The sequence below is a fragment of the Janthinobacterium sp. FW305-128 genome, from assembly GCF_020858135.1.
GTDB lineage: Bacteria > Pseudomonadota > Gammaproteobacteria > Burkholderiales > Burkholderiaceae_D > Janthinobacterium.
Window position 1 is genome coordinate 145,124 of sequence record NZ_JACYMK010000009.1, and the last position, 24,812, is coordinate 169,935.

The following is a 24,812-nucleotide window of genomic DNA, read 5'->3' on the forward strand; positions in this document are numbered from 1 at the left end:
CGCGGCCGCCCTGTTGAAACGGGCGGTATTTCGCCAGCCGATTCCGGTAAAGCACGGCTTGCCCGTACAATTGCCCTTATTTATTTTCTTACCAGGAGTCTTACGATGCGTATCCCTACCAAACCACTGTTTTCCGCACTGATCCTCGGCAGCGCCGTCCTGTGCGCTTCCGCTTCCGCCGTCGGCCTGGGTTTCCTGGCCGATACGCCGATGGCTTACCTGAACAAGAACGACAAGCCCGTCTTCGTGAAAGCCGTCACCGACGTGCTCAACGACAAGAAGGATGGCGAAACCGTGCAATGGAGCAATGAAGGCTTGCGCAATTCCGTGCGCATCGCCGCCGACATCACGGCCAGCGATACGGAAAAGACGGATGCGCAAACCTGCCGCAAGGTGCAGGTGGGCTTGAACGCCAAGGGCCAGGAACAGACCCTCAAGCTGAAAGTCTGCAAGGCTGGCACAGCCGCGTGGAAAGTGGCGAAGAGCTGATCGTCCGTGTTTTCCTTGCCGGTCCTGCGCCGGCAAGGTGACGACTTTCTCATAGGTGAGTCTGGCAGCGGTTAGAATCACGTTTTACCCTTACTTTTCTCTCCTGCATGCAGCAAAGTCGCCTCCTGTTCTTCCGCCTGGCCGGCCAGTTTCGCCGCTATGGCGCCATCGTTGCCGCCACTTTGCTGGCCGTGGGCGTGGCGTCCGCCACCGATGTGTTGTTAATCCGCCAGTTGCAAAACGTCGTCGACGCCATGCGCACGACGGCCAGCACGCAGGTTGCGCCCGCGTCCGGCGTGATGGGCATGCTGCAGGGCTGGGTCGACCGTTTCTTGCCGGCACAGGCGGGACAGGTGGATCTGTGGGTGATTCCCGCCACCATCCTGGGCCTGGCCGTGCTGCGCATGGTGTCGAGCTTTGCCGGCGATTACGGTTCCGTCTGGCTATCGAGCCGGGTGCAGGCCGATTTGCGCGAAAAGATGTTCGCCACCATCATGCGCCTGCCCAGCCGCTTCTTCGATACCACCACCACCAGCCTGACGCAGTCGCGCGTGGCCTTCGACGCCAGCCAGGTGTCGCAGGCGGGCTTGAACGTGCTCAACGTGATGGTGCGCGATTCCGTCGCCACCGTCGGCTACCTGATTTTATTGTTCAGTATCGACGTGAAACTGGCCCTGTTCTGCATGGCCTCGATGCCCATCGTCGCCATCGTCGTGACCCTGGCGGGACGGCGCATGCGCCACCTGAGCAAGAGTTCGCAGCAGGCCGTGGGCGAGCTGACGTCCGTGCTCGATGAAAGCATCGGCGGCCAGCGCGTGGTGAAAATCTTCGGCGGGCAAGACTATGAACAGGCGCGCTTCGGCAACGTCGTCAAGCGCAACCGCCAGCTGGCCGTCAAGCACGCGGCCACCTCGGCCATGAATTCCGGCTTCATCATGATGCTCGTCGGCATTACCCTGTCGTCCGTGATTTATTTCGCCATGCTGCGCGCGCAAAGCGGCGCCATCACGCCGGGCGCTTTTGTTGCCTTCATGGGCGCGCTGATGGCCATGCAGTCGCCGATCAAGAACCTGACCAAGATCAATGAGCCGCTGCAGCGGGGCCTGGCTGCGGCCGAGTCCGTCTTCGGTTTGATCGACACGCCGCTGGAACCGGACCCGGGCACCATCGCCCCGGCCGCCGTGCAGGGCAATCTGTCTCTGCAGAACGTGCACTTCCGCTACAACAGCGACGATCCCGATGCGCCCACGGCCTTGAGCGATATCACGCTCGACATCCGCGCCGGCGAAACGGTGGCCCTGGTGGGCGGCTCGGGCGGCGGCAAGACGACCTTGCTGGGCCTGCTGCCGCGCTTCTATGACGTCAGCGGCGGCCGGATTTTGCTCGACGGCGTCGACGTGCGCGACTACGCCTTGCTGGCCCTGCGGCGCCAGTTCGCTCTCGTCAGCCAGGATGTGATCCTGTTCAACGACACGATGGCGGCGAATATCGCGTACGGCGACCCGGCCCCGGACATGGCCCGCATCGAAGCGTCGGCGCGCGCCGCCTACGCCCACGATTTCATCATGCAGCTGCCGCAAGGCTACGCGACCCAGGCGGGCCAGAACGGTTCGCGTCTGTCGGGCGGGCAACGCCAGCGCCTGGCCATCGCGCGCGCCCTGTACAAGGATGCGCCGATCCTGCTGCTCGATGAAGCGACCAGCGCGCTGGACACGGAGTCGGAGCGTTCCGTGCAGGCGGCGCTGGAAGTGCTGATGCGCAACCGCACCACCATCGTCATCGCCCACCGCTTATCCACCATCGAAAGCGCCGACCGCATCGTCGTCATGCAGGGCGGGCGCCTGGTCGAGTCGGGCAGCCATGCCGCCTTGCTGCAGCAGGGCGGCGCGTATGCAAGGCTGCATGCGAGCCAGTTGTCGCCTGTCAAGGATGGCATGGGCTGATGTGTGGCGCGCTTGCCGCGCCAGCGCATGTCCCCGGACCGGGGCCGGACCAGCAGGTCTGGTCCCGGTTTTTTATTGTTGGGACGGCAATCGTGCCCATGGCGAACGGCGCTTGCCTTTATGATAGTGGCCGCAAAGCAACATGAACAATGGAGCAACATGAAGAATCACAAGACGATGCGCTGGCTGCTGGCCGCCGCGCTGGGCATGGGCGCAGCCCTGCCATTGGCGGCTCAGGAACAGCCCGAAGGGCAAATGCCAACGCCAACCTTGCAGGAGGAAGACCACACCATGTATCTGGATGAAAATTTCATGCCAAGCAACCAACGCCGCGCCGTGTATGCGTTGCGCACGCCGCCCGTGCGCGACGAGTCGCTGGGCGCCTGGCATGTGCGGCTCGAATTTCCCGACACGCCGGGCGTGCTGGCCTTTGAAACCTATGCCACGGACCTGGACCTGAGTCAGATCAGGTTCGTGCGTTTTCGCAAGTATTACCACGAGAATGGCCAGCTGCTGCGCGAAACCTACTTCAATGCCCAGGGCGAGGAGCTGCTGGGCGGCTGCGTGTACTTCGAGAATGGCCAGATCCAGCAGAAGGTCACGCCGCTGCCGAACGGGCGCGACAGCATCTCGGAAACGTATCACAAGAACGGCCAATTGATGAGCCGCACGCTGTACCACGGCGACGAGATGGCCGATGGCGAGCACGTGTCGTATGGCGCGAATGGCGCCGTCAGCAACCGCTCGTATCGCCGCAATGGCCAGATGGATGGCGTGGAGGAATCGTTTTATCCGGATGGCAAGCTGTTCCGAAGGGGACGGCACGTCGATGGCCAGCGCGAGGGCGAGTTTGTCATGCTTGCCGAGGATGGCAAGGTGCTGGCCAGGACCGTCTGGGTGCACGGCCAGCCCGACGGCTGGTCGTTTGAAAGCCATGGCAATGGCGTCGTGTCGAACAAGACGCTGTACCAGAAAGGTGCCGTGCTCAGCTTGCAAACGTGGGGCCCGAATGGCCGGCCCGTGTTTGCGTGGCAAAAAGACGCGCAGGGGCGCGACCATGGCGACACGACGGATTGGCATGCCAACGGCGTGCGCGCCAGCGTGACGCCGTTTGTCGAAGGCCAGCGCCACGGCTTGCTGCAGACCTGGTACAGCGATGGCAGCCTGCGGCAGATCGTGCCGTACGAACACGGCAAGAAGCACGGCATCGAGCGCCAGTGGGACAAGACGGGCAAGCTGGTGCTGGAACAGACGTGGCACGATGGCCAGCCCGTGGCAAAGTAGGGGGGGCGCATGCGGTATGCACAGAAAGTGCGCCTGGCGCTGCTGGCAGCGCTCATGACGGTGCTGCCGCTGGCGGCGCAGGCACAGGCACCGGCTCGCGGCACGTCGTTCTATGACAACGGCCAGCTCAAGCAAAAAGTGACCGTGCTGCCGAACGGAGGCGACCGTATTGTCGAGTCTTACCATGAGAATGGCCAGCTGATGAACCGCATCCGCTACCACGGCCAGCAAATGGCCGATGGCGAGTATGTGTCGTATGGCCCGAATGGCAAGGTGAGCAGCCGCGCCTTCCTGAAAGGCGGCAGGATGCATGGGCTGCAGCAAGTGTTTTACGCCGACGGCAAGCTGTTCCAGCGCAGCCATTTCATCCATGACGAGCAGGATGGCGAGGCCGTCACCCTGGCGCCGGACGGCAAGGTAGTCGCCAGCACGATGTGGCGCCATGGTGAGCCCGACGGCTGGTCGTTCGACAGCCATGACAATGGCCAACTGGCGCAGAGAGCGCTGTACCGCAAGGGCAAGCTGCTGAGCATGCAGAAGTGGGGCAGCAATGGCCAGCCGACCGTTGCCTGGCAGCAGGATGCCCAAGGGCGCGAGCAGGGCGACGTGACGCAATGGCATGACAACGGCGCGCGCGCCAGTGTCACGCCCATGCGCGACGGCCAGCGCCATGGCTTGCTGCAGACCTGGTACGCGGACGGCAGCCCGCAGCAGGTCGTGCCGTATGAACATGACAAGAAACAGGGCATCGAGCGCCAGTGGGACCAGGCCGGCAAGCTGGTGCTGGAGCAGGCTTGGCAAGCTGGAGAGCCAGTCCCCATGCGCTAGGAATCCCCCCGCCTTTGCAGGTATCATGCAGGGATTCCGGCCCGCCAGCAGGCGCGCAGCCGGTACGATAACGGAGGCAATGGTGGTGGAAGCGGACATTTCGGCGGTGGCCCGGGCGCAGGGCATGGCCTTGCAAAACATGCGCGTCGTCATGCGCGCGGCGCAGCGGCACTCGGCGCAGATCGAGAAGCAATGCGGCGTGTCTGGCGCGCAACTGTGGGTGATGCAGGAATTGCTGGAGCGGCCGGGCCTGCGCATGGGCGAGCTGGCCGGCAAGATGTCGATACACCAGACGACGGCCAGCAACCTGGTCGAGGCGCTGGTGAAAAAAACCTATGTGCGCAAGGCGCGCGACCAGCCCGACCAGCGCGTCGTTACGCTCACCCTGACGGCGGAAGGGCAAGCCGTGATCGCCGGCGCGCCGCAGCCGGCGCGCGGCTTGCTGCCCAGTGCGCTGGCCCAGCTGGACCCCGACAGCCTGGCGCACCTGAACCAGGGCTTGAACGCCTTGCTGGCCGTCGTCGCCCCCGATGACAGGCAGGCGGGCATGCAGCCGTTTCCGTTTACGATGTAGTGTCCCGGCTGGCCTGCGGCAGCCGTTGCAGCTGCAGCTGCGCCAGCGCCCCGTACAGCGGCTCGCTGAGCACGCGCGAGACGGTGCTGGCCACCACGGCGCAGGCCATCAAGCTCAGCACCATGCCGTGGCCATCGACCATTTCCATGACGATGATAAACGCCGTCAGCGGCGCCTGCGTGGCGGCGGCCAGGAAGCCCACCATGCCCAGTGCGATCAGGGCAGGCGCGTGCGGGTAGTGCAGCAATTGCGCGATGTCATGCCCGATGCCGGCGCCGATGGCCAGGGATGGCGCGAAGATGCCGGCCGGCACGCCCGACCAGACGGTCAGCCACGTCGCCACATATTTGAAGGCCACAAAGGCCGGCGCCACGTCGCTGGAGCCTTCCAGCATGGCGCGCGTGGCCACGGTGCCGCTACCGAACGTGGCGCCGTGGCTGGCAATGCCGATGGCCGCCACCAGCAAACCGCAGACGGCGGCAAACAGCACGGGCCGGCCTGTTCTCCACGCCGATAATTTTCCCAGCGGATTGCCCCGGGCGGACGCCAGCAGCAGCCGCGCAAACAGGCCGCCGGCCACGCCCGCCACGAGGGTGACCAGTAAACCTGGCAGGGCCAGCGCCAGGCCGATGGGGCCGGGGTGGATGATGCCGAAGTGGGTGGCGTTGCCGTGGATCGAGACGGCCATCATGCCGGCCAGCACGATGCCGGCGACGATGAGGCCGCTGTTGCGCTGCTCGGGCGAGCGTGACAATTCCTCGATGGCAAACATGACGCCCGCCAGCGGCGTGTTGAAGGCAGCCGCGATGCCGGCCGCGCCGCCCGCCACCAGCAGCGAATGGGCGCTCACCTGCGAATGGCGCGGCAGCCAGCGGCGCGCGGCCAGCATCACGCCGGCGGCGATCTGCACGGACGGCCCTTCGCGCCCCAGCGACAAGCCGCCCAGCAAGCCGCCCGCCGTCAGGACTATCTTCGCGGCACTGAGTTTCAGGGACACGAACAGCGAGCGCTGCTCCGGTGCCACGGCCGGATCCAGCGTGGCCATCACTTGCGGGATGCCGGAGCCGGCCGCGCCCACGGCATAGCGGCGCGTCAGCCAGACGAGCAGGGCGGCGCAAGCCGGTGTCCACAGCAGGGCGAACCACCAGGCCTTGCCGTTAAAAAAGAGAAAACAATCGAGCGCTGTTTCCGCCAGCCACGTAAAGCCCACGACGACGAGGCCCGCGACGGCGGCCATGCCGACGACGACGGCACGCGACCACCACAGGCGCGGGTTGGCAAATTCATGCTTGAAGGCAGAGGGGATGTCGTGCAAGTGCTTCATTGCGGCAAGTCCTGGAAGGGGCGCGCAGGGCGTCGGGGAGGCTTGCCATTATATAGATGTATTTGCTCAAATGTATTTACGGGGTTTTAATTGTGGAACTTCAGTTGTGGAACTACTACACGAACAGTTCGCGCCGCGCGCTCTGGCTGATGGCGACGGTGGCCGGGTGGCTCAGGCGGCGTTCCGTGGTGATCGCATACACCTGCTCGACGAGGCTGTCGACCCGGCCCAGCGCCACCACGCCATGCTGTTCGCACACCTGGGGCGCGATCACGGTGGGGGCGAAGAACAGGCCGGCGCCGGACTGGCCGAAGGCTTGCATCATGGCGCTGTCGTCGAACTCGCCCACGATGCGCGGGTGCAGGTGGTTGTCGCCCAGCCATTGCAGCAGGCGGCCATATATGGCGAAATCCTCGCCCGGCAGCAGCAGCGGCGCGCCGTTCAGGCATAGCGGAAAGCCGCCTTCCAGCGTGGCGGCCAGCGCCGGCGTGCCGAACAGGGTCATGCCGCTTTCGCCCAGCAGGTGGTTGTAGCCGCGCACGCTCAGATGGGACGGCATGGGGCGGTCGGCGATGATCAGGTCCAGCCGGTGCACGGCCAGGTCCGCCAGCAGGCTGGCCAGCCGGCCTTCGCGGCAGATCATGCGCAGCGGTTCGGCCAGGCCCAGCGCCGGTTCGACCAGGCGGCAGGCGATCAGTTTCGACACGGAATCAGCGCAGCCCACGCGAAACGTGGTCGTCGCCGTGCGCGACTGGTCGCGCACGATTTCCAGCAATTCGTCGCCCGTGCTGAAAATCTCTTCCGCATGGCTGAGGATGCGCCTGCCCGTCTCCGTCAATTCCAGCTTGCGCCCGCTGCGGCGGAACAGTTCCACGCCCAGGGTGTCGGCAAAGTCGCTGAGCTGGCCCGAAATCGATTGCGGCGTCAGGTGCAGCTGCTCGGCCGCGCGCGCGATGCTGCCCGTCTTGGCCACCATCCAGAAATAGCGCAAGTGCTTGAAGTTGAGTGTGGACATGTTTGTTCCCGGTAAAATTAATACATCGAATTTTTCGATGTATTCGTAAATTATATTCGATTTGTTCGATGTTTATATTCAGCCTATGATGACTGCTCAATTCATGCAAGGAGAGTGCCATGGGCATCAGGATAGAGACAGACAGTTGCGGAGGTCGCCGATGAACGGCCTGGAGAGTATTGCAACGGCACCCATGTGGGCCGGTTTCATCGTATTCGTCCTGTTCATGCTGGCGCTGGACTTGTTCGTCTTCGGCGGCAACAAGGCGCACAAGGTCAGTGTCAAGGAAGCGGCAACGTGGTCGCTCGTGTGGGTCAGCCTGGCCCTGCTGTTCAACGGCGGCCTGTGGTGGTATCTGAACGGCACGGCCGGTCCCGAGATCGCCAACCAGAAGGCGCTGGAGTTTTTCTCCGGCTACCTGATCGAGAAAGCCCTGTCGGTCGATAACGTGTTCGTCTTCCTGCTGATCTTCAGCGCCTTCCAGGTGCCGATCCAGTACCAGCGCCGCGTGCTGATCTATGGCGTGCTGGGCGCGATCGTCATGCGCGCCGTGATGATCATGGCCGGCGCATGGGTGGTGAGCGAGTTCAGCTGGGTGCTGTACCTGTTCGGCGCCTTCCTGTTGATTACCGGCATGCGCATGCTGGTGGCGGCCGATGCGGAACCGGACGTGGCGAACAACCCCGTGCTGCGCTTTGCCCGCCGTCACTTGCGGGTAGCGGACGGCGACCACGGCGAGCGTTTCTTCGTGGCCAAGGGCGGTTTGCGCTATGTCACGCCGCTGTTCCTCGTGCTGATCCTGATCGAGGTGACGGACCTGGTGTTTGCGGTCGACTCGATCCCGGCGATCTTCGCCATCACGACGGACCCGTTCATCGTCTTCACGTCGAACCTGTTCGCCATCATGGGCTTGCGCGCCTTGTACTTCCTGCTGGTGGACGTGGCGGACCGCTTCCACATGCTCAAGTATGGCCTGGCGATGGTGCTGGTGTTTATCGGCGCCAAGATGCTGATCATGCCGTGGTACCACGTGCCGGTGGAAGCGTCGCTGCTGGTGGTGGCGGTGCTGATCGTGTCGAGCTGCGTGGCGAGCGTATTCATCACCCGCAGCGACAAGAAATAAACAGAGTAAAACTGCAGTACGGCGCGCCCCGCAAGGCGGTGGCGCGTCTTTTGATCAATCACAATGAAAGAATGAAATCATGCGTACCTATGAAGCGAACAGTCCCCAGGCAGCGGGACGTATCCTGGCCCTGATGATGGTGGTCGACGGCAACCTGGCCAGCGCCGAGCTGCAAGCCATGCACCGCAGCAAGATCCTCGAGCACATCGACCTGGCGCCGGCCGCCTTTCAACAGCTGCTGCAAGACTTGTGCGATGACATGCTGACCTCGACCGTGCATGGCGCCGTGCAGCTGGCCCATGGCGTGATCGACAGCCTGCTCGATGAAATCACGGACCCGGACTTGCGCCGCAAGCTGCTGCAAGCCATGTGGAAGATTGCCGACGCGGACGACTGGCTGGCCGATGGCGAAGCCGTACTGCTGGCCCGCGCCAGCGCGGCGTGGTCTGCGGAAACGAATTTCCGCCAGCACGCGGCGTAATTACGTCGCCTTGTGTCCCATGGCAATCACGGCGGCGCCGGCCAGGGCCAGGCCCACGCCCGTCACATCCGTCCAGGCGGGCGTGACGCCGTCCACCAGCCACAGCCATCCCAGCGCCGTGGCGATGTAGACGGCTCCATACGTGGCGTAGACCCTGCCGCTGGCGGCCGGATGCAGGGTCAGCAGCCACACGAAGACCAGCAGGCTGAGGGCGGCCGGCAACAGCAGCCAGGCGCTGCCCTTGTTGCTCAACCACAGCATGGGCAGGTAGCAGCCCAGCAGTTCGGCCACGGCCGTGACGGTAAACAGCCCGAAAGTGCGGGCAAGACTGGTCCATTCGATGGCGTCGCTCATTGCATTCCTGTTCGTGATCAAGCCGCCATTGTAGTCTCTGGGCAGCGCCGTCCCTGCTATGATCGGGTTCGGATACCCGAGGAGAACACCATGACGACGCCCCCCGCGCCGCGCGCCTTGCTGCAAGCCATGTTCCATGCCGCCGTCGAGGCGGCGCAGCCATCGCACTGCATACCGCCCCATCTGCCGCCCGCGCCCAAGGGACGCTTGATCGTCATCGGCGCCGGCAAGGCGTCCTCCGCCATGGCGCAAGCCGTGGAGCGGCATTGGCCGGGGCCGCTGTCGGGCCTCGTCGTCACGCGCTACGGCTATGCCGTGCCCTGTGAACGCATCGAGATCGTGGAAGCGTCGCATCCTGTGCCGGATGCGGCCGGCATGGCGGCCGCGCGGCGCATGCTGGACCTGGTGGGCAATCTGCAGGCGGACGACACGGTGCTGTGCCTGATCTCGGGCGGCGGCTCGTCGCTGCTGGCATTGCCTTTGGACGGCATCACCCTGGAAGACAAGCAAGCCTTGAACCGCGCATTGCTGGCGTCGGGCGCCACCATCGGCGAAATGAATTGCGTGCGCCGCCATTTGTCCGCCATCAAGGGCGGCCGGCTGGCAGCCGCCTGCCATCCGGCGCAAGTGGTGACGTTGGCGATTTCCGACGTGCCTGGCGACAAGCTCGGCGATATCGCCTCCGGCCCCACGGTGGGCGACGCGACGACGTGCGAGGACGCGCTGGCCATCGTGCGCCGCTATGGCATGGACTTGCCGGACAGCATAAGAAAAACGCTGGAAAGCGGGCGCGGCGAATCCGTGAAACCCGGTGACCCACGGCTGGCGCGCACGCGCACGACCCTGGTCGCCACGCCGCAGATGGCGCTCGAGGCGGCCGCCGCCGTGGCGCGCGCGGCCGGCGTCACGCCGTATATATTGGGCGACAGCCTGGAAGGCGAGGCGCGCGACGTGGGCAAAGTCATGGCCGGCATCGCGCTGCAAACGGCGATGCGGGGCCAGCCGTTTCCCGCCCCGTGCGTGCTGCTGTCGGGCGGCGAAACGACGGTCACCGTGCGCGGCAAGGGCCGCGGCGGGCGCAACGTGGAATTTTTGCTGGCGCTGGGCATCGCGCTGGATGGGCAAGCGGGCATCCACGCGCTGGCCGGCGACACGGATGGCGTCGACGGCCAGGAAGACATCGCCGGCGCTTATCTCGCGCCCGACACCCTGCAGCGTGCCTGGGCGCAGGGCATCAAGCCCCGCGATAGCCTCGACAACAACGATGGACACGGCTTCTTCCAGGCGCTGGGAGATAGTGTGATCACGGGCCCGACATTGACGAATGTCAATGATTTCCGGGCCATTCTGATTACCTGAGTTTAGAACCCTTCAAGGACGATCTTGCCTTTGGCCGTATTGCTTTCCAGCAGGGCATGCGCGCGCTTCAGATTCGCCGCGTTGATCGTGCCGAAGCGCTCGGCCACGGTGGTCTTGATGATACCGGCGTCCACCAGCTGCGCCAGTTCCTCGAGCAAGGCGTGCTGCTGGACCATGTCCGCCGTCTGGAACAGCGAACGGGTAAACATCAGTTCCCAGTGCAAGGACACGCTCTTGCCCTTGAACTTGCGCACGTCGATGTGCTCGGGGTCGTCGATCAGGGCGAATTTGCCCTGCGGCGCGATCAGTTCGACGATCTGCTCGAAATGCTTGTCCGTCTGGTTCAGGCTGATCACGTAATCGACGGGCGGCAAGCCCAGGCGCGTGATTTCGGCGGCCAGCGGCAGGCTGTGGTCGATCACGTGGTGGGCGCCCAGTTGCTTGACCCAATCGGCCGTTTCCGCGCGCGAGGCCGTGCCGATGATGGTGACGCCCGTCAACTGCCGCGCCAGTTGCACCAGCACGGAGCCGACGCCGCCGGCCGCGCCGATCACGAGCAGCGACTTGCCGGTCAGATTCTTGTCGCGGCTGATCTGCAGGCGGTCGAACAGCAATTCCCAGGCCGTGATCGCCGTGAGCGGCAGGGCGGCGGCAGGGGCGAAATCGAGGCTGGCCGGCATGTGGCCCACGATGCGCTCGTCGACGAGCTGGAATTCGCTGTTGCTGCCGGGGCGGTTGATGGCGCCCGCGTACCAGACCTTGTCGCCCACCTGGAACAGGGTGACGTCGGGCCCGACGGCCGTGATGACGCCGGCCGCATCCCAGCCCAGCACTTCCGGCTGGCCGTCTTTCGGCGCGCGGTTCTGGCGCACCTTGGTGTCGACGGGATTGACGGAGACGGCCTTGACGGCGACGAGCAGGTCGCGTCCCGTGGCGGCGGGCACGGGCAGCTCGATGTCGACCAGGGCGTCGGCATCCGTGATGGGCAGGCTGTGGTGGTAGGCGATGGCTTTCATATTCTTCCTTTGGTAAAACAGTGATGGAGTCGGGTAGGTCGGATTAGCGCGGCTGTACCGCGCGTAATCCGACACCACCATCGGCCACGCCAACAATGTTGTCGGATTACGGTCCTTTGGACCTCATCCGACCTACGCCATACAGGCTTGATGACGTATCATGGCCATTTTCTCGCCAGCGAAAAAGAGGGCGCGTACCGAAACACTTTCAAAGGAATGCTGAAAATTGCTGCGACTCGATGACTTGCAGGTATTTGTCCGCACGGCTGACCGGGGCAGTTTGTCGGCGGCCGCGCGCGAGATCGGCATCTCGCCCGCGCTGGCCAGCGCCGCCGTCAAGCGCCTGGAAGGGGAGTTGGGCTTGCGCCTGCTGGCCCGCACGACCCGTTCGCTGAGCCTGACGCCGGAAGGCACGCAATATCTCGAGCATGCGCGCGAAGCCTTGCGCCTGCTGCGCGCGGGCCACGACGCACTGCTGGCCGGCAAGGACAGTTTCGGCGGAACCTTGAAAATTGCTATGCCTTCCGACCTGGGCCGCAACCTGATGCTGGGCTGGCTGGACGCATTCCAGGCGCGCCATCCGAAACTGCACTACCAGCTCAGCGTCAGCGACCGGGTGGCCGACATGGTGCGTCAGCAAGTGGACATTGCCCTGCGCTATGGCCAGCAGGATGATTCGAGCATGGTCGCCATGCCCATCGCGCCCGCCAACGACCGGGTGCTGGTGGCCTCGCCCGGCTACCTGCGCGAGCATGGCCCCTTGCTGGCGCTGCAAGACTTGTCGCAGCGCAATTGCCTGCGCTTCGCACTGGAAGACGGCTTGCACGACCGCTGGACTTTTTACCGCCTGCCCCAGCGCGAGCAGGTGACGATTGCCGTCAGCGGCAACCGCAGCGCCGACGACGCCGATCTCGTGCGCCGCTGGGCCGTGGCGGGCCTGGGCATCGCCTACAAATCGCGGCTCGACGTGGCTGGCGACCTGGCCACCGGCCGCCTGCAAGCGCTGTTGCCCGACGTGGCGGGCGAGGCGACGCCCCTGCACCTGGTCTGCACGCACCGGGCGCAGGTGACGCCGCTGGTGCTGCAGTTGCGCGACTTCCTGCGGGATCAGTGCGTGGAGTTATTCAAACAGGATAATTGATTTCGGAGTATTCCTGCGCGAGGTGTACTCCGCTGATTTCAAGATCAGCGGTTTTTGAAAATCTCATCATTCATGTATTGATTCAAATCGCGAAAATCCTTTACCCGCCAGGCGTATGGCGCGATCTTGACGCCATTCTCTTTCAAGGTCTTTGGAATCAAATCGCCATTCGGGCGCAGTATGACCGACGATACGATCACGCCCGGATAATCCTTCAGGCGTTTTTTAAAAGCGGCCGTTGTCAGATCCGGTGTAGGGGGATTGCTTTTATTCGCCAATGGCCCGGTGCCCTTGATCTCTGCTCCGTGGCACACGGCACATCGCTGCACATACAGGGTTTTTCCATTCAGATTCTCGGCGAAGGATAAGGGCGTTTGAATGAACGATAAGATTCCCAATGCGGCGATAAATAATATTTTCATTTCTTTTTAATGTGGACGTATTGTATGGATAATGTCTGGTTTAAGAGAAAATACGCAGCTGCCATTGCAGTACGCCATTCTCTCGATATCATTTTATCCGAGATTGTTCATTGCTAACGTGCCCGCGCCCGCGCGCGATCGGCTGGCGAACACGCCCGCTTGATTACAACTCGTTGCAAATGGCAATCATGCGCGGGTCAACCTGGGCGTACCCTCAGGCATTCTGGTTGAAACCGCTTGAAAGATTGCCATGAGCCCGAACCGATTATTGCCGACGACCTTGATATCCCTGCTGTTGCTGGCCGGCTGTGCCGCAACGGCGCCGCCGGCCGCGCAGCATGCCGTCGCCGCGCCCGACAATGCCGCGCAAGGCATCGCGATGCTCGAGCGCGTCAGCTGGGGCGTGAACGGCGGCAGCGTGCGCCAGTTGCAAAAGGAAGGCTGGAACGCCTGGCTGCAGGCGCAGTTACACCCAGGCAAAGCCAGCCTGCCGCCCGCCGTGCAGGCGCAGATCGACGCCATGACCATCAGCCAGGTGCCGCTCGATCAGCTCGTCATGTCCGTGGAGCAAAAGCGCAAGGAATCGGCCGGCGTCATGGACGACATGGCGAAGCAGCAAGCGCAAAAGGAATACCAGCAGGAACTCAACCGCCTGGCGCGCGAGGCGGCCACGCGCTCGCTGTTGCTCGACGTGTATTCGCCGAACCAGCTGCAGCAGCAGCTGAGCTGGTTCTGGCTCAACCATTTCAGCGTGCACCAGGGCAAGCACAACTTGCGCGCCATGGTCGGCGATTACGAGGCGAACGCCATCGCGCCGCATGCCCTCGGGAAATTCCGCGACTTGCTGGGCGCGACCGTCCACCACCCGGCCATGCTGCGCTACCTCGATAATGAAGCCAACGCCGTCAAGCGCATCAATGAAAACTATGCGCGTGAGCTGATGGAGCTGCACACCCTGGGCGTGAACGGCGGCTATAGCCAGACCGACGTGCAGGAACTGGCGCGTATCCTCACCGGCGTGGGCGTCAACCTGGGCACGGATACGCCGAAGGTGAAACCGGCGCTGCAATCGCAATACGTGCGCCGGGGCCTGTTCGAATTCAATCCGAACCGCCACGATTACGGCGATAAGCAATTCCTTGGGCAAACGGTGAAGGGGCGGGGATTGGCCGAACTCGATGAAGCGCTGGACCGCCTGAGCCGCAGTCCCGCCACCGCGCGCTTTATCAGCGGCAAGCTGGCCCAGTATTTCGTGGGAGATAACCCTCCAGAAGCGCTGGTGGCGCGCATGGCGGCCACTTTCCAGCACAGCGACGGCATGATCGCCGACGTGCTGCAGACCATGTTCAGCAGTCCCGAGTTCAGTCAGTCGCTGGGCAAGAAATTCAAGGACCCCATGCATTACGTGGTGTCGGCCGTGCGCCTCAGCTACGACGACAAGCCCATCCTCAACGCCGGTCCCATGCTGAGCTGGCTCGCGCGCATGGGACAGCCCCTGTACGGGCGCCAGACGCCGGACGGCTATCCGCTGACGGATGCGTCCTGGGCCAGCCCCGGCCAGATGACGACGCGTTTCGATATCGCCCGCACCATCGGTTCGGGCAGCGCCGGCCTGTTCAAGACGGACGGCCCGCAGCCGCAGGAAAAGGTCGCGTTTCCCCAGCTGGCCAGCGCCCTGTATTACCAGTCGCTGCAGCCGACCTTGAGTCCCGCCACGCGCCAGGCCCTGGAACAGGCCGCCTCGCCGCAGGAGTGGAATACATTTCTGCTCTCTTCGCCGGAAATGATGCACCGCTAGATTGAAAGGATCGCCATGAACCGTCGTGACCTGTTGAAAGCCCTGGCCGCCGCGCCTCTGTTGTCGCACGCGGGCGGCTTGCTGGCCGCGCCCGCCACGAATGCGAAGCTGCTGTTCGTCTTCCTGCGCGGCGGCTATGACGCGAACAACCTGCTGGTGCCCATCGGCAGCGATTTTTACTATGCATCGCGGCCGAATATCGCCATCGCGAAACCGGGTGCGGACAACGGCGCGCTGGCCTTGAACGCCGACTGGGCCCTGCATCCGGCCTTGCGCGACACCATCTACCCGATGTTCACGGGCGGCGAGGCGGCCTTCATTCCGTTTGCCGGCACGACGGATTTGACGCGCAGCCATTTCGAGACGCAGGACAGCATCGAACTGGGACAGGAACTGGGCGGGCGCCGCGATTTCCGCTCGGGCTTTTTGAACCGGCTCGCGCAAAGCCTCAACAGCGGCAAGCACGCCATTTCCTTCACGGACCAGCTGCCCCTGATCTTCCAGGGCGGCGTGCAAGTGCCGAACATGGGGCTGCGTTCCGTGGGCAAGTCCGGTATCGATGCGCGTCAAAGCCAGCTCATCGCCGCCATGTACAAGGGCACGCCCTTGCAGCAACCGGTCAGCGCGGGCTTTGCCGTGCGCGAGGACGTGACGAAGGAATTAACGGGAGAAATGCAGGCGGCCAACCGCAACGCCATCAGTACCAAGGGCTTTGAACTGGAAGCGCAGCGCATCGCGCGCTTGATGAAGGACAAATACAACCTCGGTTTCGTCGACGTGGGCGGCTGGGATACGCACGTGGGGCAGGGCGGCGCGAATGGCTACCTGGCGGGGCGCTTCGATGAGCTGGGCCGGGGCCTGGCCGCGTTTTCGCAGGAAATGGGCAGCGAGTGGCGCAATACCGTCGTCGTCGTCGTCAGCGAATTTGGCCGCACCTTCCGCGAAAACGGCAACCGCGGCACGGACCATGGCCACGGCAGCGTGTTCTGGGTGCTCGGTGGCGGCATCAAGGGCAAGCAGGTGGCGGGCGAGCAGGTGGCGATGTCGCAGGCGACGCTGTTCCAGAACCGCGACATGCCCGTACTCAATGAATACCGCGCCGTGCTGGGCGGCTTGCTGCGCCGCACCTTCGGTTTGACGCCGGCGCAACTCGATCATGTGTTTGCCGGCGTCAAGCCGGTGGAGCTGGGCCTCGTATAAATCGCCATGGCTCCGTGTTACGCTACGCCTGCGCAACTGGCGCGTAGCCTAGCACCTATCAAAACCTACTGCGCGTCGTAATTTGCGGCCTGCGATGCTCACTGTACCTTCGTACAGTTGCGCTTCTCAGCCACAACTTCCTTCCGCTCGCTACGGTTTTGTTAGGCGCTATAAGCCCGTACACCTTTAAAGTGTGCGGGGCACGAATGGAGTGGTATGACCGATACCCAGCGCGACATCGTCAGCGCAGGCTTTTCCCTGGCCCTGATCGCCGTGACGGCCTTCGTCATGCAGCGTTTCTTTTTGCCGCTCGTGTGGGCCGGCATCCTGTGCGTGGCCACCTGGCCCCTGTATCTGCGCGTGCGCGCGGCGCTGGGCCAGCGCACCATCATCGCGGCCGCCGTGCTGACCCTGGCGTTCGCCTGCATCTTTATCATCCCCGTGCTGTTCGGCGTGGCGCAGGCGGCGCGCGAAGTGCCCGTGCTGGCCAATTTCGTCGTCCATGCGAATACGGACGGCTTGCCCGTGCCGGACTGGGTGGCGCATATTCCGCTGGCCGGCAGCGCCATCGGCGACTGGTGGCAAGCCACCCTGAGCCAGCCCCACGGCCTCGGTCACTTTTTTGCGGGCAGCGCCGTGGGCGGTTTTCATTCCGCGCGCGACATGCTCAAGGTGCTGGGCGCGGACGTCTTCCACCGCCTGGTCGATTTCGGCCTGGCCTTCTTATGCCTGTTTTTCTTCTACAAGGATGGCGAAGCGCTGACGCGTCAGATCACGGCCGTCGGCAGCCATTTCCTGCGTCCCGAGCGCTGGGGCCGCTATGCGCAAAAGATCCCCACGGCCATCCGTGCCACCGTCAACGGTCTGGTGCTCGTGGGCCTGGCCGAAGGCGTGCTGATCGGCTTCGCCTATGCGATTGCCGGCTTGCCGTCGCCGGCCCTGTGGGCGTTCGCCACCGGTATTTTGGCCATCATCCCGTTCGGCGCGCCGCTCGCTTACCTGTGCGCGGCCGCTTTGCTGGTGTTCCAGGGTAATGTAGGAGCCGCCATCGGCGTGGCCGCCTGGGGCACCGTGGTGCTGTTCGTGGCCGATCACTTCGTGCGTCCCGGGATGATCGGCAACGCTACCCGCTTGCCTTTCCTGGCCGTGCTGTTCGGCATTTTGGGCGGCGTGGAAACTCTGGGCCTCGTGGGCCTGTTCATCGGCCCCGTCGTGATGGTGCTGTTCGTGACCTTGTGGTACGAGGCGAATGTGTCTGACAAGGTCGCGCCCGTCAAAACAGGCGCGAATACACCTGCCAGCCCGGCCGCACCGGAACGCACGCAGTAATGAGGGGTCGGCCAGCGTTGCCGCTGGCCGGTACTGGCGCGCTCCCGGCGTGGCCGGGCGGAGCAGACTTCAAAACAGAGTGCAAGCACCTTGTTTTAAAGTCATTCTTAATGCGCCTTGGATAAAATGAGGAGCCAACGGCGCATCAGCAGCACTTCAACATAGCCCGGCTCGATGCCCGTACCGCACTCGATCAAGGGATTGACGGTGTAGTAGCGCTTGCGGAAGTCGCGGCAAACGAGGATTTCGCGCTTGCCCATGCGGACGAGGAAAGAGCTTGGGGCGTATTCCAGGCCGAACCGTGAGCCAAAACCGCTATTCAATGTTGCCATGACAATTCCTTTGAGGGAGATGTGTTGAACGAGTCATCAGAATAGCATAACTACTGTATGAATACACAGCTACTGTATGAATAAACAGTATTTTTTTGCTGGTGTGGTTTTTTTGATCATCGCCAGGAACAAGAAAGAGAGATCAGTTTGCAAGAGAATAATGACATGGGCGTGACCACGGGCTGGACCATGAAACTGCGCCGCTTCGTCGAGGCGCGCCTGTCGCCCGAAGGCGAGCTGGGCCTGCATATGACGGTCGGCGTGGCCTTGATGCTGGTGGCCATCGTGGTCTTCCACGAGATCGCCGAAGCCGTGATGGGCATGGAGCAGATCACCGTGATCGACCTGCAGGTGGCGCAGTGGTTCAACCGGCATGCCGTGCCGTGGATCACCAGCGTGCTGCTGGTCGTCACGCATATGCATGGCGTGATCGGCGCCATCACCCTGGCCGTCTTGCTGGGCTGGTATCTGCACCGCAAGGGCGCCGACTATTGGCTGTTTACCCTGGTCATCACCATGCCGGGCGTCATGTTTTTGAACCTGCTGTTAAAGTACATTTTTGTGCGCGCGCGGCCCAGCTTTGACGAGCCCATCCTGCAGACGGCCTTGAGCACGTACAGCTTTCCCAGCGGCCATACGGCCACCTCGACAGCCCTGTACGGCTTGCTGGCCGCCTACCTGATTTGCCAGACGGCGCCGGGCGCCTGGGGCAAGCGCATCGGCATCGCGCTGGGCGCATTCCTGATGGCGTCGCTCGTCGGCTTCAGCCGCATTTATTTGGGCGCGCATTACCTGAGCGATGTGCTGGCGGCCATGGCGGAAAGCTATGGCTGGCTGGCCATCTGTATCGCCGGCGTGTCGACCCTGCGCCGCCGCCGGCATATCCGGCAAACCAAATAAGGGGAACGATCCTGAGCAAAATCGCCGTCATCATCAACGCGGGCGCCGGCTGCGGCTATGCGCCGGACTGGGCGCAGCAGCTCGAAGCGCAATTCCTGGCCGTGGGTCTCGACGCCGCCATCACCCTGGCGCAAAGCGGGGCCGAGATGATCGCCACTGCCGAGCAAGCCCTGCGCGATGGCGCGCCCATCGTCGTGGCCGGCGGCGGCGACGGCACCATCAATGCTGTCGCGTCCGTCGTCGTCGGCAGCGGCACGCCGTTTGGCGTCTTGCCGCTGGGCACCTTGAACCACTTCGCCAAGGATTTGAATATCCCGCTTGACCTCGATGCGGCGATTGCCAATGTGGCGCAGGGCGTGCCGCACCAGGTCGACGTGGGGGAAGTCAATGGCCGCATCTTCCTGAACAATTCCAGCCTGGGCCTGTATCCCGATATCGTGCGCGACCGCGAAAAGCAGCAGCGGCGGCTGGGACGGGGCAAGTGGCTGGCCTTCAGCTGGGCGCTGGTGGCCGCCTTGCGCCGCTATCCCTTTCTCAGCGTGCAATTGAAACTCAACGACGCCGTGCATGCGCGGCGCACGCCCTTCGTCTTCATCGGCAATAATGAATACCGGATGGAAGGCTTGAATATCGGCGAGCGCGAACGCCTCAACGGTGGCCAGCTGAGCCTGTACGTGGCGCAGCGTCCGGGCCGCCTGGGCCTCGTGCGCCTGGCCCTGCACGCGCTGTTCGGCAAGTTGTCGCAGGCTAAGGATTTCGATGTGCTGACGGCCACCGACCTGGAGATCGCCACGAAACACCGCCGCCTGCGCGTGGCCACCGATGGCGAAGTGACCGTCATGAATACGCCGCTGCAATACCGCATCCGCACGGCCGCGCTCGAAGTGATCGTGCCGGCGTCCGTGCCCGCCGCCAGCTAGGAGAACGCCATGCGTACCATCGTGCATTTATCGGATTTGCATTTCGGCCGGGTCGACGGGGATTTGCTGGCGCCCTTGCGCGCGCTGGTCGAGCGCCTGGAACCGGATGTGGTGGTGGTCTCGGGCGACCTCACCCAGCGGGCCCGCAGCGCCCAGTTCCAGGCGGCACGGCACTTTCTCGACAGCTTGCCGGGCCCGCAGATCGTGGTGCCGGGCAACCATGACGTGCCCCTGTATAACGTCTTTTCCCGTTTCCTGACGCCGCTGGTGAAGTACCGGCGCCACGTGACGGACGATTTGTCGCCCGAATATGTGGACGAGGAAATTGCCGTGCTGGGGATCAACACGGCCCGTTCATTGACGTTCAAGGATGGCCGCATCAGCCACGAGCAGATCGATTTCCTGCGTGAACGCCTGGGCCGCTTGCCGCCCGGTTTGACGCGCATCATCGTCACGCACCATCCATTCGACTTGCCCGAGCACTTCGACGAGGATGACCTGGTGGACCGCGCGCCGCAGGCGCTGCAGATGTTTTCCGAATGCGGCGTGGATTTATTGCTGGCGGGACACTTGCATGCCAGCGTGGCGGGCAATACGGCCGAGCGCTACAAGATCGCCGGCTACGCGGCCCTGATGGTGCAGGCGGGCACGGCCACGTCCACGCGGGGCAGGGGCGAGTCGAACTCCTTCAATGTGCTGCGCGTGGAAAACAGTTGCATCCGGGTCGAGCGCTACAGCTGGAATGAAGACAGCGCCGAGTTTGAAAAGGTCAGCACGGAAGCGTTCGAACGCCAGGGCGGCGTGTGGGCCAGCTTGCGGCCGCTGTGATCGGTGATGTTTTAATTACAGATGGCGTGCCGCATCCATGCGGTCATGCAAAATGCGGACGATGGCAATGCCATAGTGAGTGATGCGGAAATAAATCATGTGCCGTCCCACTTTGCGGCGCCGGTAGCCAGGCCGAATCTGCTCGCATGCCGGTGCCGTCTCGGGTGCGCGTGCCAGGTCATCGAAGGCCGCCGTCATGTTGTCAAGATAAAGACTGGCCTGCTGCACGTTCCAGCGCTGCGACGTATACGCCCAGATCGCCTCAAGATCATGCTCGGCGGCGGGCGTCAGCCGGTATTCAGCCATGCGCTGCCAGCATTCTCTGCTTGAAAGCCCTGGCGTCGAAAGGCTGGGGTTCACCGCTGGCCTCGCCTTCCACCAGCGCCGCGCGGATCGCATCGAGTTCGGCGCTGCGTTCCTGTTCACGCCGGATCAGGTCGCGGATGTATTCGCTGTCGTTCGTATAGCGCCCGGCGTCAATTTGCGCCTTGATCCAGTCGTCCTGCTGGTCCGTCAAGGTAATGGTCTTGCGCACGGTTCCCATGATGGTTCACTCCAGATATGAGCAGTACGACGATCGTCATACTATTGGTGCAATATAGTGCATATTTGTGCAAATATCCAGTCGCCTGATCGGTGCTTATAACCAGTAATTCATGAAACGGGCCGCCCATTCCTTCATGCGGTCGGAGATGGGCCGGGTTTCCCATTTCGCCTTGGTGATCTCTTCAGAGTCGCGCAAGTCTTCCTGGAAGGCGTTTTCCATTTCCCTGCCGAAGCTGTCGCCCAGCACGATCACGTTCAGCTCGCTGTTGTGCAGGAAGCTGCGCATGTCGATGTTGGTCGAGCCCACCGTCGACCAGGCGCCGTCGATGACGGCCGTCTTGGCGTGCAGCACGGCCAGTTTCAAGTGGAAGATGCGGATGCCGCCGGCCAGCAGCTGGTCGTACAGCGCGTGTCCCGCATGGAACACGAGGCCGCTGTCGGACACGCCGGGCAGCACCACGGTGACGTCTACGCCCCGCTTGGCGGCCGCGACCAGCGCGTCGACCGTCTGCTGGTCGGGCACGAAATAGGCGGACGTGATGTGGATCGATTTCTTTGCTTCCTGGATGGCCAGGATATACGCCTTGTAGATTTCAAAGCCGCCTTCCGGCTCGCTGGCCACCACGCGCACCAGCTTGTCGCCCACTTCGGACAGCACGGGGAAATAATTGGCGTCCGGCAAGTCAGTCTGGTCTTGCTGGGCCCAGGTGCGGATGAACAGCCACTGGAAGGCGGCCACGGCCGGGCCTTCCACTTTCACGTGCGTGTCGCGCCAGCCCACGTCCTTCTTGTCGGTGGGCTTTGATTTCGAGCGGAACAGCGAGCTTTTCGCATAGGTATCGCTGATATTGATGCCGCCCGTAAACGCTGTCTTGCCGTCGACGATCAGCACCTTGCGGTGGTCGCGGTTGTTGATCTTCCAGTCGTCGCCCTTGAGCTTGGCCGGATTGACGGGGTTGAAGGCCACCAGGCGCACGCCGGCCGCGCGCATGCGCTCAAAAAACGCTTGCGGCACGCCGATGGTGCCCACGCTGTCGTAGATGACGTTGACCGTCACGCCCGATTGCTGCTTTTCGATCAGCATGTCGGCGAACTTCAGGCCCAGCGGGTCCTGGTCGAAGATGTACGTTTCCAGGTTGATGCTGGTCTTGGCGTCGCTGATGGCCTGGAACATGGCGGCCATGGTTTGCGGGCCGTCAAACAGCAGGGTTACCTTGTTGCCCTTGATCAGAGGCACGCCCGTTGCCGCCTCTTCCAGCGCGGCCTGGGTCTTCAAGTCCATGCCGGACTTGGCCCAGCGTTTGTTGAGCAGGGCGGCCCGGCTGTTGACGTTCAGCACGGCGCCCTTGCCCGTGATCACCTTGGGCTTGGCTACGGGTTCCAGGGTGGTGTTGAGGTTCTTGACATTGGGCAGCGAAGCGCATGCAGCCAGGGTCCAGCACAGCAGGAGGGCGGTGAGACAGGGTTGCATGCGCCTAGCGGTCATTTTTGAGCCTTGTTTGTCAGTGACAGGTTTGCCGTATCATCGGCCAGCGCCAGTGGCGGCGGGTTTTTCGAACCAAAGAAGAAGACGATGGGCGAGCGCAGGAAACGCTTGCCCAGGATTTTCAACAATTGCATGCCGTGCTTGAAGCGCACCTGGCGCGAACGCAGGGCTACCCACAGGGCCAGGCCGAAGCTGACCAGCAGGTTGGCCGTGCCGATGGCGAAGATGCCCGACAGCGACTTGACGGCCAGTTGCCAGCTCATGTTGTGGTCGAGTCCCACCAGGGCTGTCGCAAAGTTGGCGGCCGAGAAGGTGATGTGGCGGATATCGATGGGCAAGCCGATCAAAAAGCCGAGGGTGCCGATGGAGCCCAGCAAAATACCGAAATAGAAGTTACCCATCAGGCCGCCCAGGTTGTTTTCCAGGTACAGGCCCAGCCGCTGCAAGCGCTCCTGGCCGATCACCCGGCCCAGGCCGCGCAATTGCGCGATGCGCTGCGCCCAGCGCGTGTACAGGGCCTGGTTATCGTAGTAGCCGGAAATCAGGCCCGCCACGAACAGGCACACGCCCGCGATCATGGCGTAGAAGATGGCGGGGCTGCCGATGGGATCGATATCGTGCAGCAGATGCATGGCTTTTTCCGGCGATACCAGGTTGTGCCCCGTGATCGCCTTGTAGCCGAGCGCGATCAGCCACGCCGTGGGGATGGCCGTCGCCAGGTTGCCCAGCACGGCCATGTTTTGCGTGCGGAAGACCTTGTTGATCAGTTCCGCCATGCTGTCGAGGTCGATATTCCGGCCGTCCTTGCTGTGCAGGCCGGCGGCGATGCGTGAGGCCGTCATGGCCGGCTGCTTGGTGGCCACCGTGAAGTGCAGCAAGTGGATGAACATGAAGCCGATCGAGTAATTCATGCTGAACATGAACGCTTCGACCAGCGGCGCCGAGCGCAAATACGACATCAATATCTTGAACAGGGCCATGAAGCCGATGATCACGCCCGCGCCTGCGGACGAGAGGAACATGGCGCCCATTTCGCGGCGGTTTTCCGCGATGTAGTGCTCGCCCGTGCGGCTGGCGTTTTCCGTCACATTGCGCGCCAGCAAGTTGATATTGTCGGAAAACAGGTCGCTGACCTTGTATTTGTGGTTGTGCGCGCGTATCAGTTCCAGCGCCAGCCCCACGGCGCCCGCGCGGCGGCGGCTGACGGGCTGCGGGTGCAGCAAGTCCTGCGTGGCGTCGACCGTGATGGCGTTAATGTCCACGTTGTTCGATGCGGGCAGCTCGCCGCTCGTGTCGACGAGGAACAGCAGCTTGCGCAGGCGGTCGATGCTCTGCGCCAGCGCCACCAGTAAATACGTGAGGGGAATGCTGGTGCCCTGGTACAGCGCCTTCTTGCGGATCTTGGCGATGACGGCGTCGCACTGGTCGAGCATCACCAGCAAATGGCGCGCGTCCTCGATGTGCTCGATGTCGCCTTGCAGCAGGCTCGAGTAGGCATCCAGGTAGGCGTTCACTTCCGTGTTCTGCACCATGAACGGCGACTGGAACACTTCGATTTCATTGTGGAAACGCGTCAGTTCCGGTTCCAGGCCCATGGCGCAGACGCGGTAGGACAGGGTGCGGATGGCGTCGAGCATGCCTGGCAGCATGATATTGCCGTCGCCGACGGCCAGTTCGACCTCGTCGCTGGTGAGCACGTCGAACAGTTCCAGCCAGTCCGTGGCGGGCACGTTGCTGATCCACAAATAATCGGTCTTCAGGTACAGCACCTGGTCGAGCGCGTCGTTCAGGTATTCATCGCCAAGGGCGGGCGGCAGCATGCGGTAGGCGATGCGGCGTTTTAATTCTGTAAAGAAACCGCTGTTCGACAGCACGCCGATATCCGTGTACAGGCTGGCGTGGCGGCGCGCGGCCAGCACGCGCAGCACGTATTCGTGCAGGGCGCGCGCCTGGGCGGGGTTACCTTTGAGAAGCTGGCGCAGGGTGCGCACGTTGGCGATCGCGGTAGCGCTGTCGTGGGGGCGCTTGGGACGCAATGAGTTGAATAATTCCACCAGCAAGTCGATATTGCTGGAGTTGGGGTCAATGCGTTCGAGGATAGCTAGCATGCAGAAAAAACG

25 protein-coding genes are annotated in these 24,812 nt (G+C 63.2%); 15 read left to right on the forward strand and 10 right to left on the reverse strand.

Annotation, left to right across the window (positions count from 1 at the left end; translation table 11 throughout):
• Nucleotides 1-105: 105 nt before the first annotated feature.
• The 5 genes from IGS60_RS19355 to IGS60_RS19375 all read left to right on the forward strand — a co-directional run bounded on the left by IGS60_RS19355 (nucleotide 106) and on the right by IGS60_RS19375 (nucleotide 5,118).
• Nucleotides 106-489 (forward strand): hypothetical protein, encoded by a 384-nt coding sequence (locus IGS60_RS19355; protein WP_076570510.1) that lies wholly within the window; start codon nucleotides 106-108, stop codon nucleotides 487-489.
• A 107-nt stretch (nucleotides 490-596) separates the two neighbouring features.
• Entirely contained in the window at nucleotides 597-2,432 is a 1,836-nt protein-coding gene (gene msbA / locus IGS60_RS19360) for a lipid A export permease/ATP-binding protein MsbA (protein ID WP_230505876.1), read from the forward strand.
• Between the two features lie 159 nt (nucleotides 2,433-2,591).
• Nucleotides 2,592-3,716 (forward strand): toxin-antitoxin system YwqK family antitoxin, encoded by a 1,125-nt coding sequence (locus IGS60_RS19365; RefSeq protein ID WP_230505877.1) that lies wholly within the window; start codon nucleotides 2,592-2,594, stop codon nucleotides 3,714-3,716.
• Between the two features lie 9 nt (nucleotides 3,717-3,725).
• Entirely contained in the window at nucleotides 3,726-4,544 is an 819-nt protein-coding gene (locus IGS60_RS19370; RefSeq protein WP_230505878.1) for a toxin-antitoxin system YwqK family antitoxin, read from the forward strand.
• Nucleotides 4,545-4,623: 79 nt separating this feature from the next.
• A complete protein-coding gene (locus IGS60_RS19375) occupies nucleotides 4,624-5,118 on the forward strand; it encodes a MarR family winged helix-turn-helix transcriptional regulator (protein WP_070224885.1) in 495 nt (164 codons plus the stop codon).
• Here the strand turns inward: IGS60_RS19375 and IGS60_RS19380 are convergent.
• Together IGS60_RS19380 and nhaR are read right to left on the reverse strand one after the other, a co-directional pair.
• A complete protein-coding gene (locus tag IGS60_RS19380) occupies nucleotides 5,108-6,442 on the reverse strand; it encodes a chloride channel protein (RefSeq protein WP_230505879.1) in 1,335 nt (444 codons plus the stop codon). The genes IGS60_RS19375 and IGS60_RS19380 overlap by 11 nt on opposite strands.
• Before the next feature lie 115 nt (nucleotides 6,443-6,557).
• A complete protein-coding gene (nhaR, locus tag IGS60_RS19385) occupies nucleotides 6,558-7,457 on the reverse strand; it encodes a transcriptional activator NhaR (RefSeq protein WP_230505880.1) in 900 nt (299 codons plus the stop codon).
• A gap of 160 nt (nucleotides 7,458-7,617) precedes the next feature.
• Here nhaR and IGS60_RS19390 point away from each other — a divergent pair, with 160 nt between their 5' ends.
• Together IGS60_RS19390 and IGS60_RS19395 are read left to right on the forward strand one after the other, a co-directional pair.
• The gene (locus IGS60_RS19390) at nucleotides 7,618-8,580 is read left to right on the forward strand and encodes a TerC family protein (RefSeq protein ID WP_099409921.1); all 963 of its coding nucleotides are present in this window, start codon (nucleotides 7,618-7,620) and stop codon (nucleotides 8,578-8,580) included.
• 79 nt (nucleotides 8,581-8,659) lie between these two features.
• Entirely contained in the window at nucleotides 8,660-9,061 is a 402-nt protein-coding gene (locus tag IGS60_RS19395) for a TerB family tellurite resistance protein (RefSeq protein WP_070224889.1), read from the forward strand.
• Here the strand turns inward: IGS60_RS19395 and IGS60_RS19400 are convergent, their stop codons facing one another.
• On the reverse strand, nucleotides 9,062-9,415 hold the full coding sequence (locus tag IGS60_RS19400) for a YnfA family protein (RefSeq protein WP_230505881.1): 354 nt from the start codon (nucleotides 9,413-9,415) through the stop codon (nucleotides 9,062-9,064).
• A gap of 90 nt (nucleotides 9,416-9,505) precedes the next feature.
• Here IGS60_RS19400 and IGS60_RS19405 point away from each other — a divergent pair, with 90 nt between their 5' ends.
• Nucleotides 9,506-10,774: a glycerate kinase gene (locus tag IGS60_RS19405; protein ID WP_230505882.1), complete on the forward strand. Its 1,269-nt coding sequence runs from the start codon at nucleotides 9,506-9,508 to the stop codon at nucleotides 10,772-10,774.
• A gap of 2 nt (nucleotides 10,775-10,776) precedes the next feature.
• Here the strand turns inward: IGS60_RS19405 and IGS60_RS19410 are convergent, their stop codons facing one another.
• A complete protein-coding gene (locus tag IGS60_RS19410) occupies nucleotides 10,777-11,790 on the reverse strand; it encodes a zinc-binding alcohol dehydrogenase family protein (protein ID WP_230505883.1) in 1,014 nt (337 codons plus the stop codon).
• A gap of 226 nt (nucleotides 11,791-12,016) precedes the next feature.
• Between IGS60_RS19410 and IGS60_RS19415 the strand changes: the two genes are divergently transcribed.
• On the forward strand, nucleotides 12,017-12,931 hold the full coding sequence (locus IGS60_RS19415; protein ID WP_230505884.1) for a LysR family transcriptional regulator: 915 nt from the start codon (nucleotides 12,017-12,019) through the stop codon (nucleotides 12,929-12,931).
• 44 nt (nucleotides 12,932-12,975) lie between these two features.
• Here the strand turns inward: IGS60_RS19415 and IGS60_RS19420 are convergent, their stop codons facing one another.
• Complete coding sequence (locus tag IGS60_RS19420) at nucleotides 12,976-13,353, reverse strand: cytochrome c (protein ID WP_230505885.1); 378 nt, start codon at nucleotides 13,351-13,353, stop codon at nucleotides 12,976-12,978.
• Nucleotides 13,354-13,603: 250 nt separating this feature from the next.
• Here IGS60_RS19420 and IGS60_RS19425 point away from each other — a divergent pair, with 250 nt between their 5' ends.
• The 3 genes from IGS60_RS19425 to IGS60_RS19435 all read left to right on the forward strand — a co-directional run bounded on the left by IGS60_RS19425 (nucleotide 13,604) and on the right by IGS60_RS19435 (nucleotide 17,680).
• A complete protein-coding gene (locus tag IGS60_RS19425) occupies nucleotides 13,604-15,151 on the forward strand; it encodes a DUF1800 domain-containing protein (RefSeq protein WP_230505886.1) in 1,548 nt (515 codons plus the stop codon).
• Nucleotides 15,152-15,166: 15 nt separating this feature from the next.
• Complete coding sequence (locus IGS60_RS19430; protein WP_230505887.1) at nucleotides 15,167-16,351, forward strand: DUF1501 domain-containing protein; 1,185 nt, start codon at nucleotides 15,167-15,169, stop codon at nucleotides 16,349-16,351.
• 216 nt (nucleotides 16,352-16,567) lie between these two features.
• Nucleotides 16,568-17,680 carry an AI-2E family transporter gene (locus tag IGS60_RS19435; protein ID WP_230505888.1) on the forward strand — a complete coding sequence of 371 codons (1,113 nt, stop codon included), beginning with the start codon at nucleotides 16,568-16,570 and terminating at the stop codon, nucleotides 17,678-17,680.
• Between the two features lie 107 nt (nucleotides 17,681-17,787).
• On the opposite strand, the gene IGS60_RS19440 is transcribed toward IGS60_RS19435, so the two are convergent.
• The gene (locus tag IGS60_RS19440; RefSeq protein ID WP_010396348.1) at nucleotides 17,788-18,012 is read right to left on the reverse strand and encodes a hypothetical protein; all 225 of its coding nucleotides are present in this window, start codon (nucleotides 18,010-18,012) and stop codon (nucleotides 17,788-17,790) included.
• A 147-nt stretch (nucleotides 18,013-18,159) separates the two neighbouring features.
• On the opposite strand from IGS60_RS19440, the gene IGS60_RS19445 reads away from it, so the two are divergent.
• Genes IGS60_RS19445 through IGS60_RS19455 form a run of 3 tightly spaced genes read left to right on the forward strand, consistent with a single transcriptional unit; the run spans nucleotide 18,160 to nucleotide 20,660 of the window.
• The gene (locus IGS60_RS19445; protein WP_306798503.1) at nucleotides 18,160-18,912 is read left to right on the forward strand and encodes a phosphatase PAP2 family protein; all 753 of its coding nucleotides are present in this window, start codon (nucleotides 18,160-18,162) and stop codon (nucleotides 18,910-18,912) included.
• Nucleotides 18,913-18,923: 11 nt separating this feature from the next.
• Nucleotides 18,924-19,832, forward strand: coding sequence for a diacylglycerol kinase family protein (locus IGS60_RS19450; protein ID WP_230505963.1), 909 nt, complete (start codon nucleotides 18,924-18,926; stop codon nucleotides 19,830-19,832).
• Between the two features lie 9 nt (nucleotides 19,833-19,841).
• On the forward strand, nucleotides 19,842-20,660 hold the full coding sequence (locus IGS60_RS19455; RefSeq protein ID WP_070224898.1) for a metallophosphoesterase: 819 nt from the start codon (nucleotides 19,842-19,844) through the stop codon (nucleotides 20,658-20,660).
• A 15-nt stretch (nucleotides 20,661-20,675) separates the two neighbouring features.
• Here the strand turns inward: IGS60_RS19455 and IGS60_RS19460 are convergent, their stop codons facing one another.
• From IGS60_RS19460 to IGS60_RS19475, 4 genes are all read right to left on the reverse strand, one after another.
• Nucleotides 20,676-20,966, reverse strand: coding sequence for a type II toxin-antitoxin system RelE/ParE family toxin (locus tag IGS60_RS19460; protein WP_070291352.1), 291 nt, complete (start codon nucleotides 20,964-20,966; stop codon nucleotides 20,676-20,678).
• Complete coding sequence (locus tag IGS60_RS19465; protein ID WP_070224900.1) at nucleotides 20,959-21,204, reverse strand: type II toxin-antitoxin system ParD family antitoxin; 246 nt, start codon at nucleotides 21,202-21,204, stop codon at nucleotides 20,959-20,961. The genes IGS60_RS19460 and IGS60_RS19465 overlap by 8 nt, the downstream gene beginning before the upstream one ends.
• Before the next feature lie 96 nt (nucleotides 21,205-21,300).
• Entirely contained in the window at nucleotides 21,301-22,692 is a 1,392-nt protein-coding gene (gene cls / locus IGS60_RS19470; protein ID WP_230505889.1) for a cardiolipin synthase, read from the reverse strand.
• The gene (locus IGS60_RS19475; RefSeq protein WP_230505890.1) at nucleotides 22,689-24,800 is read right to left on the reverse strand and encodes a site-specific recombinase; all 2,112 of its coding nucleotides are present in this window, start codon (nucleotides 24,798-24,800) and stop codon (nucleotides 22,689-22,691) included. Before IGS60_RS19475 ends, cls begins: the two co-directional genes overlap by 4 nt.
• Nucleotides 24,801-24,812: the final 12 nt, after the last annotated feature.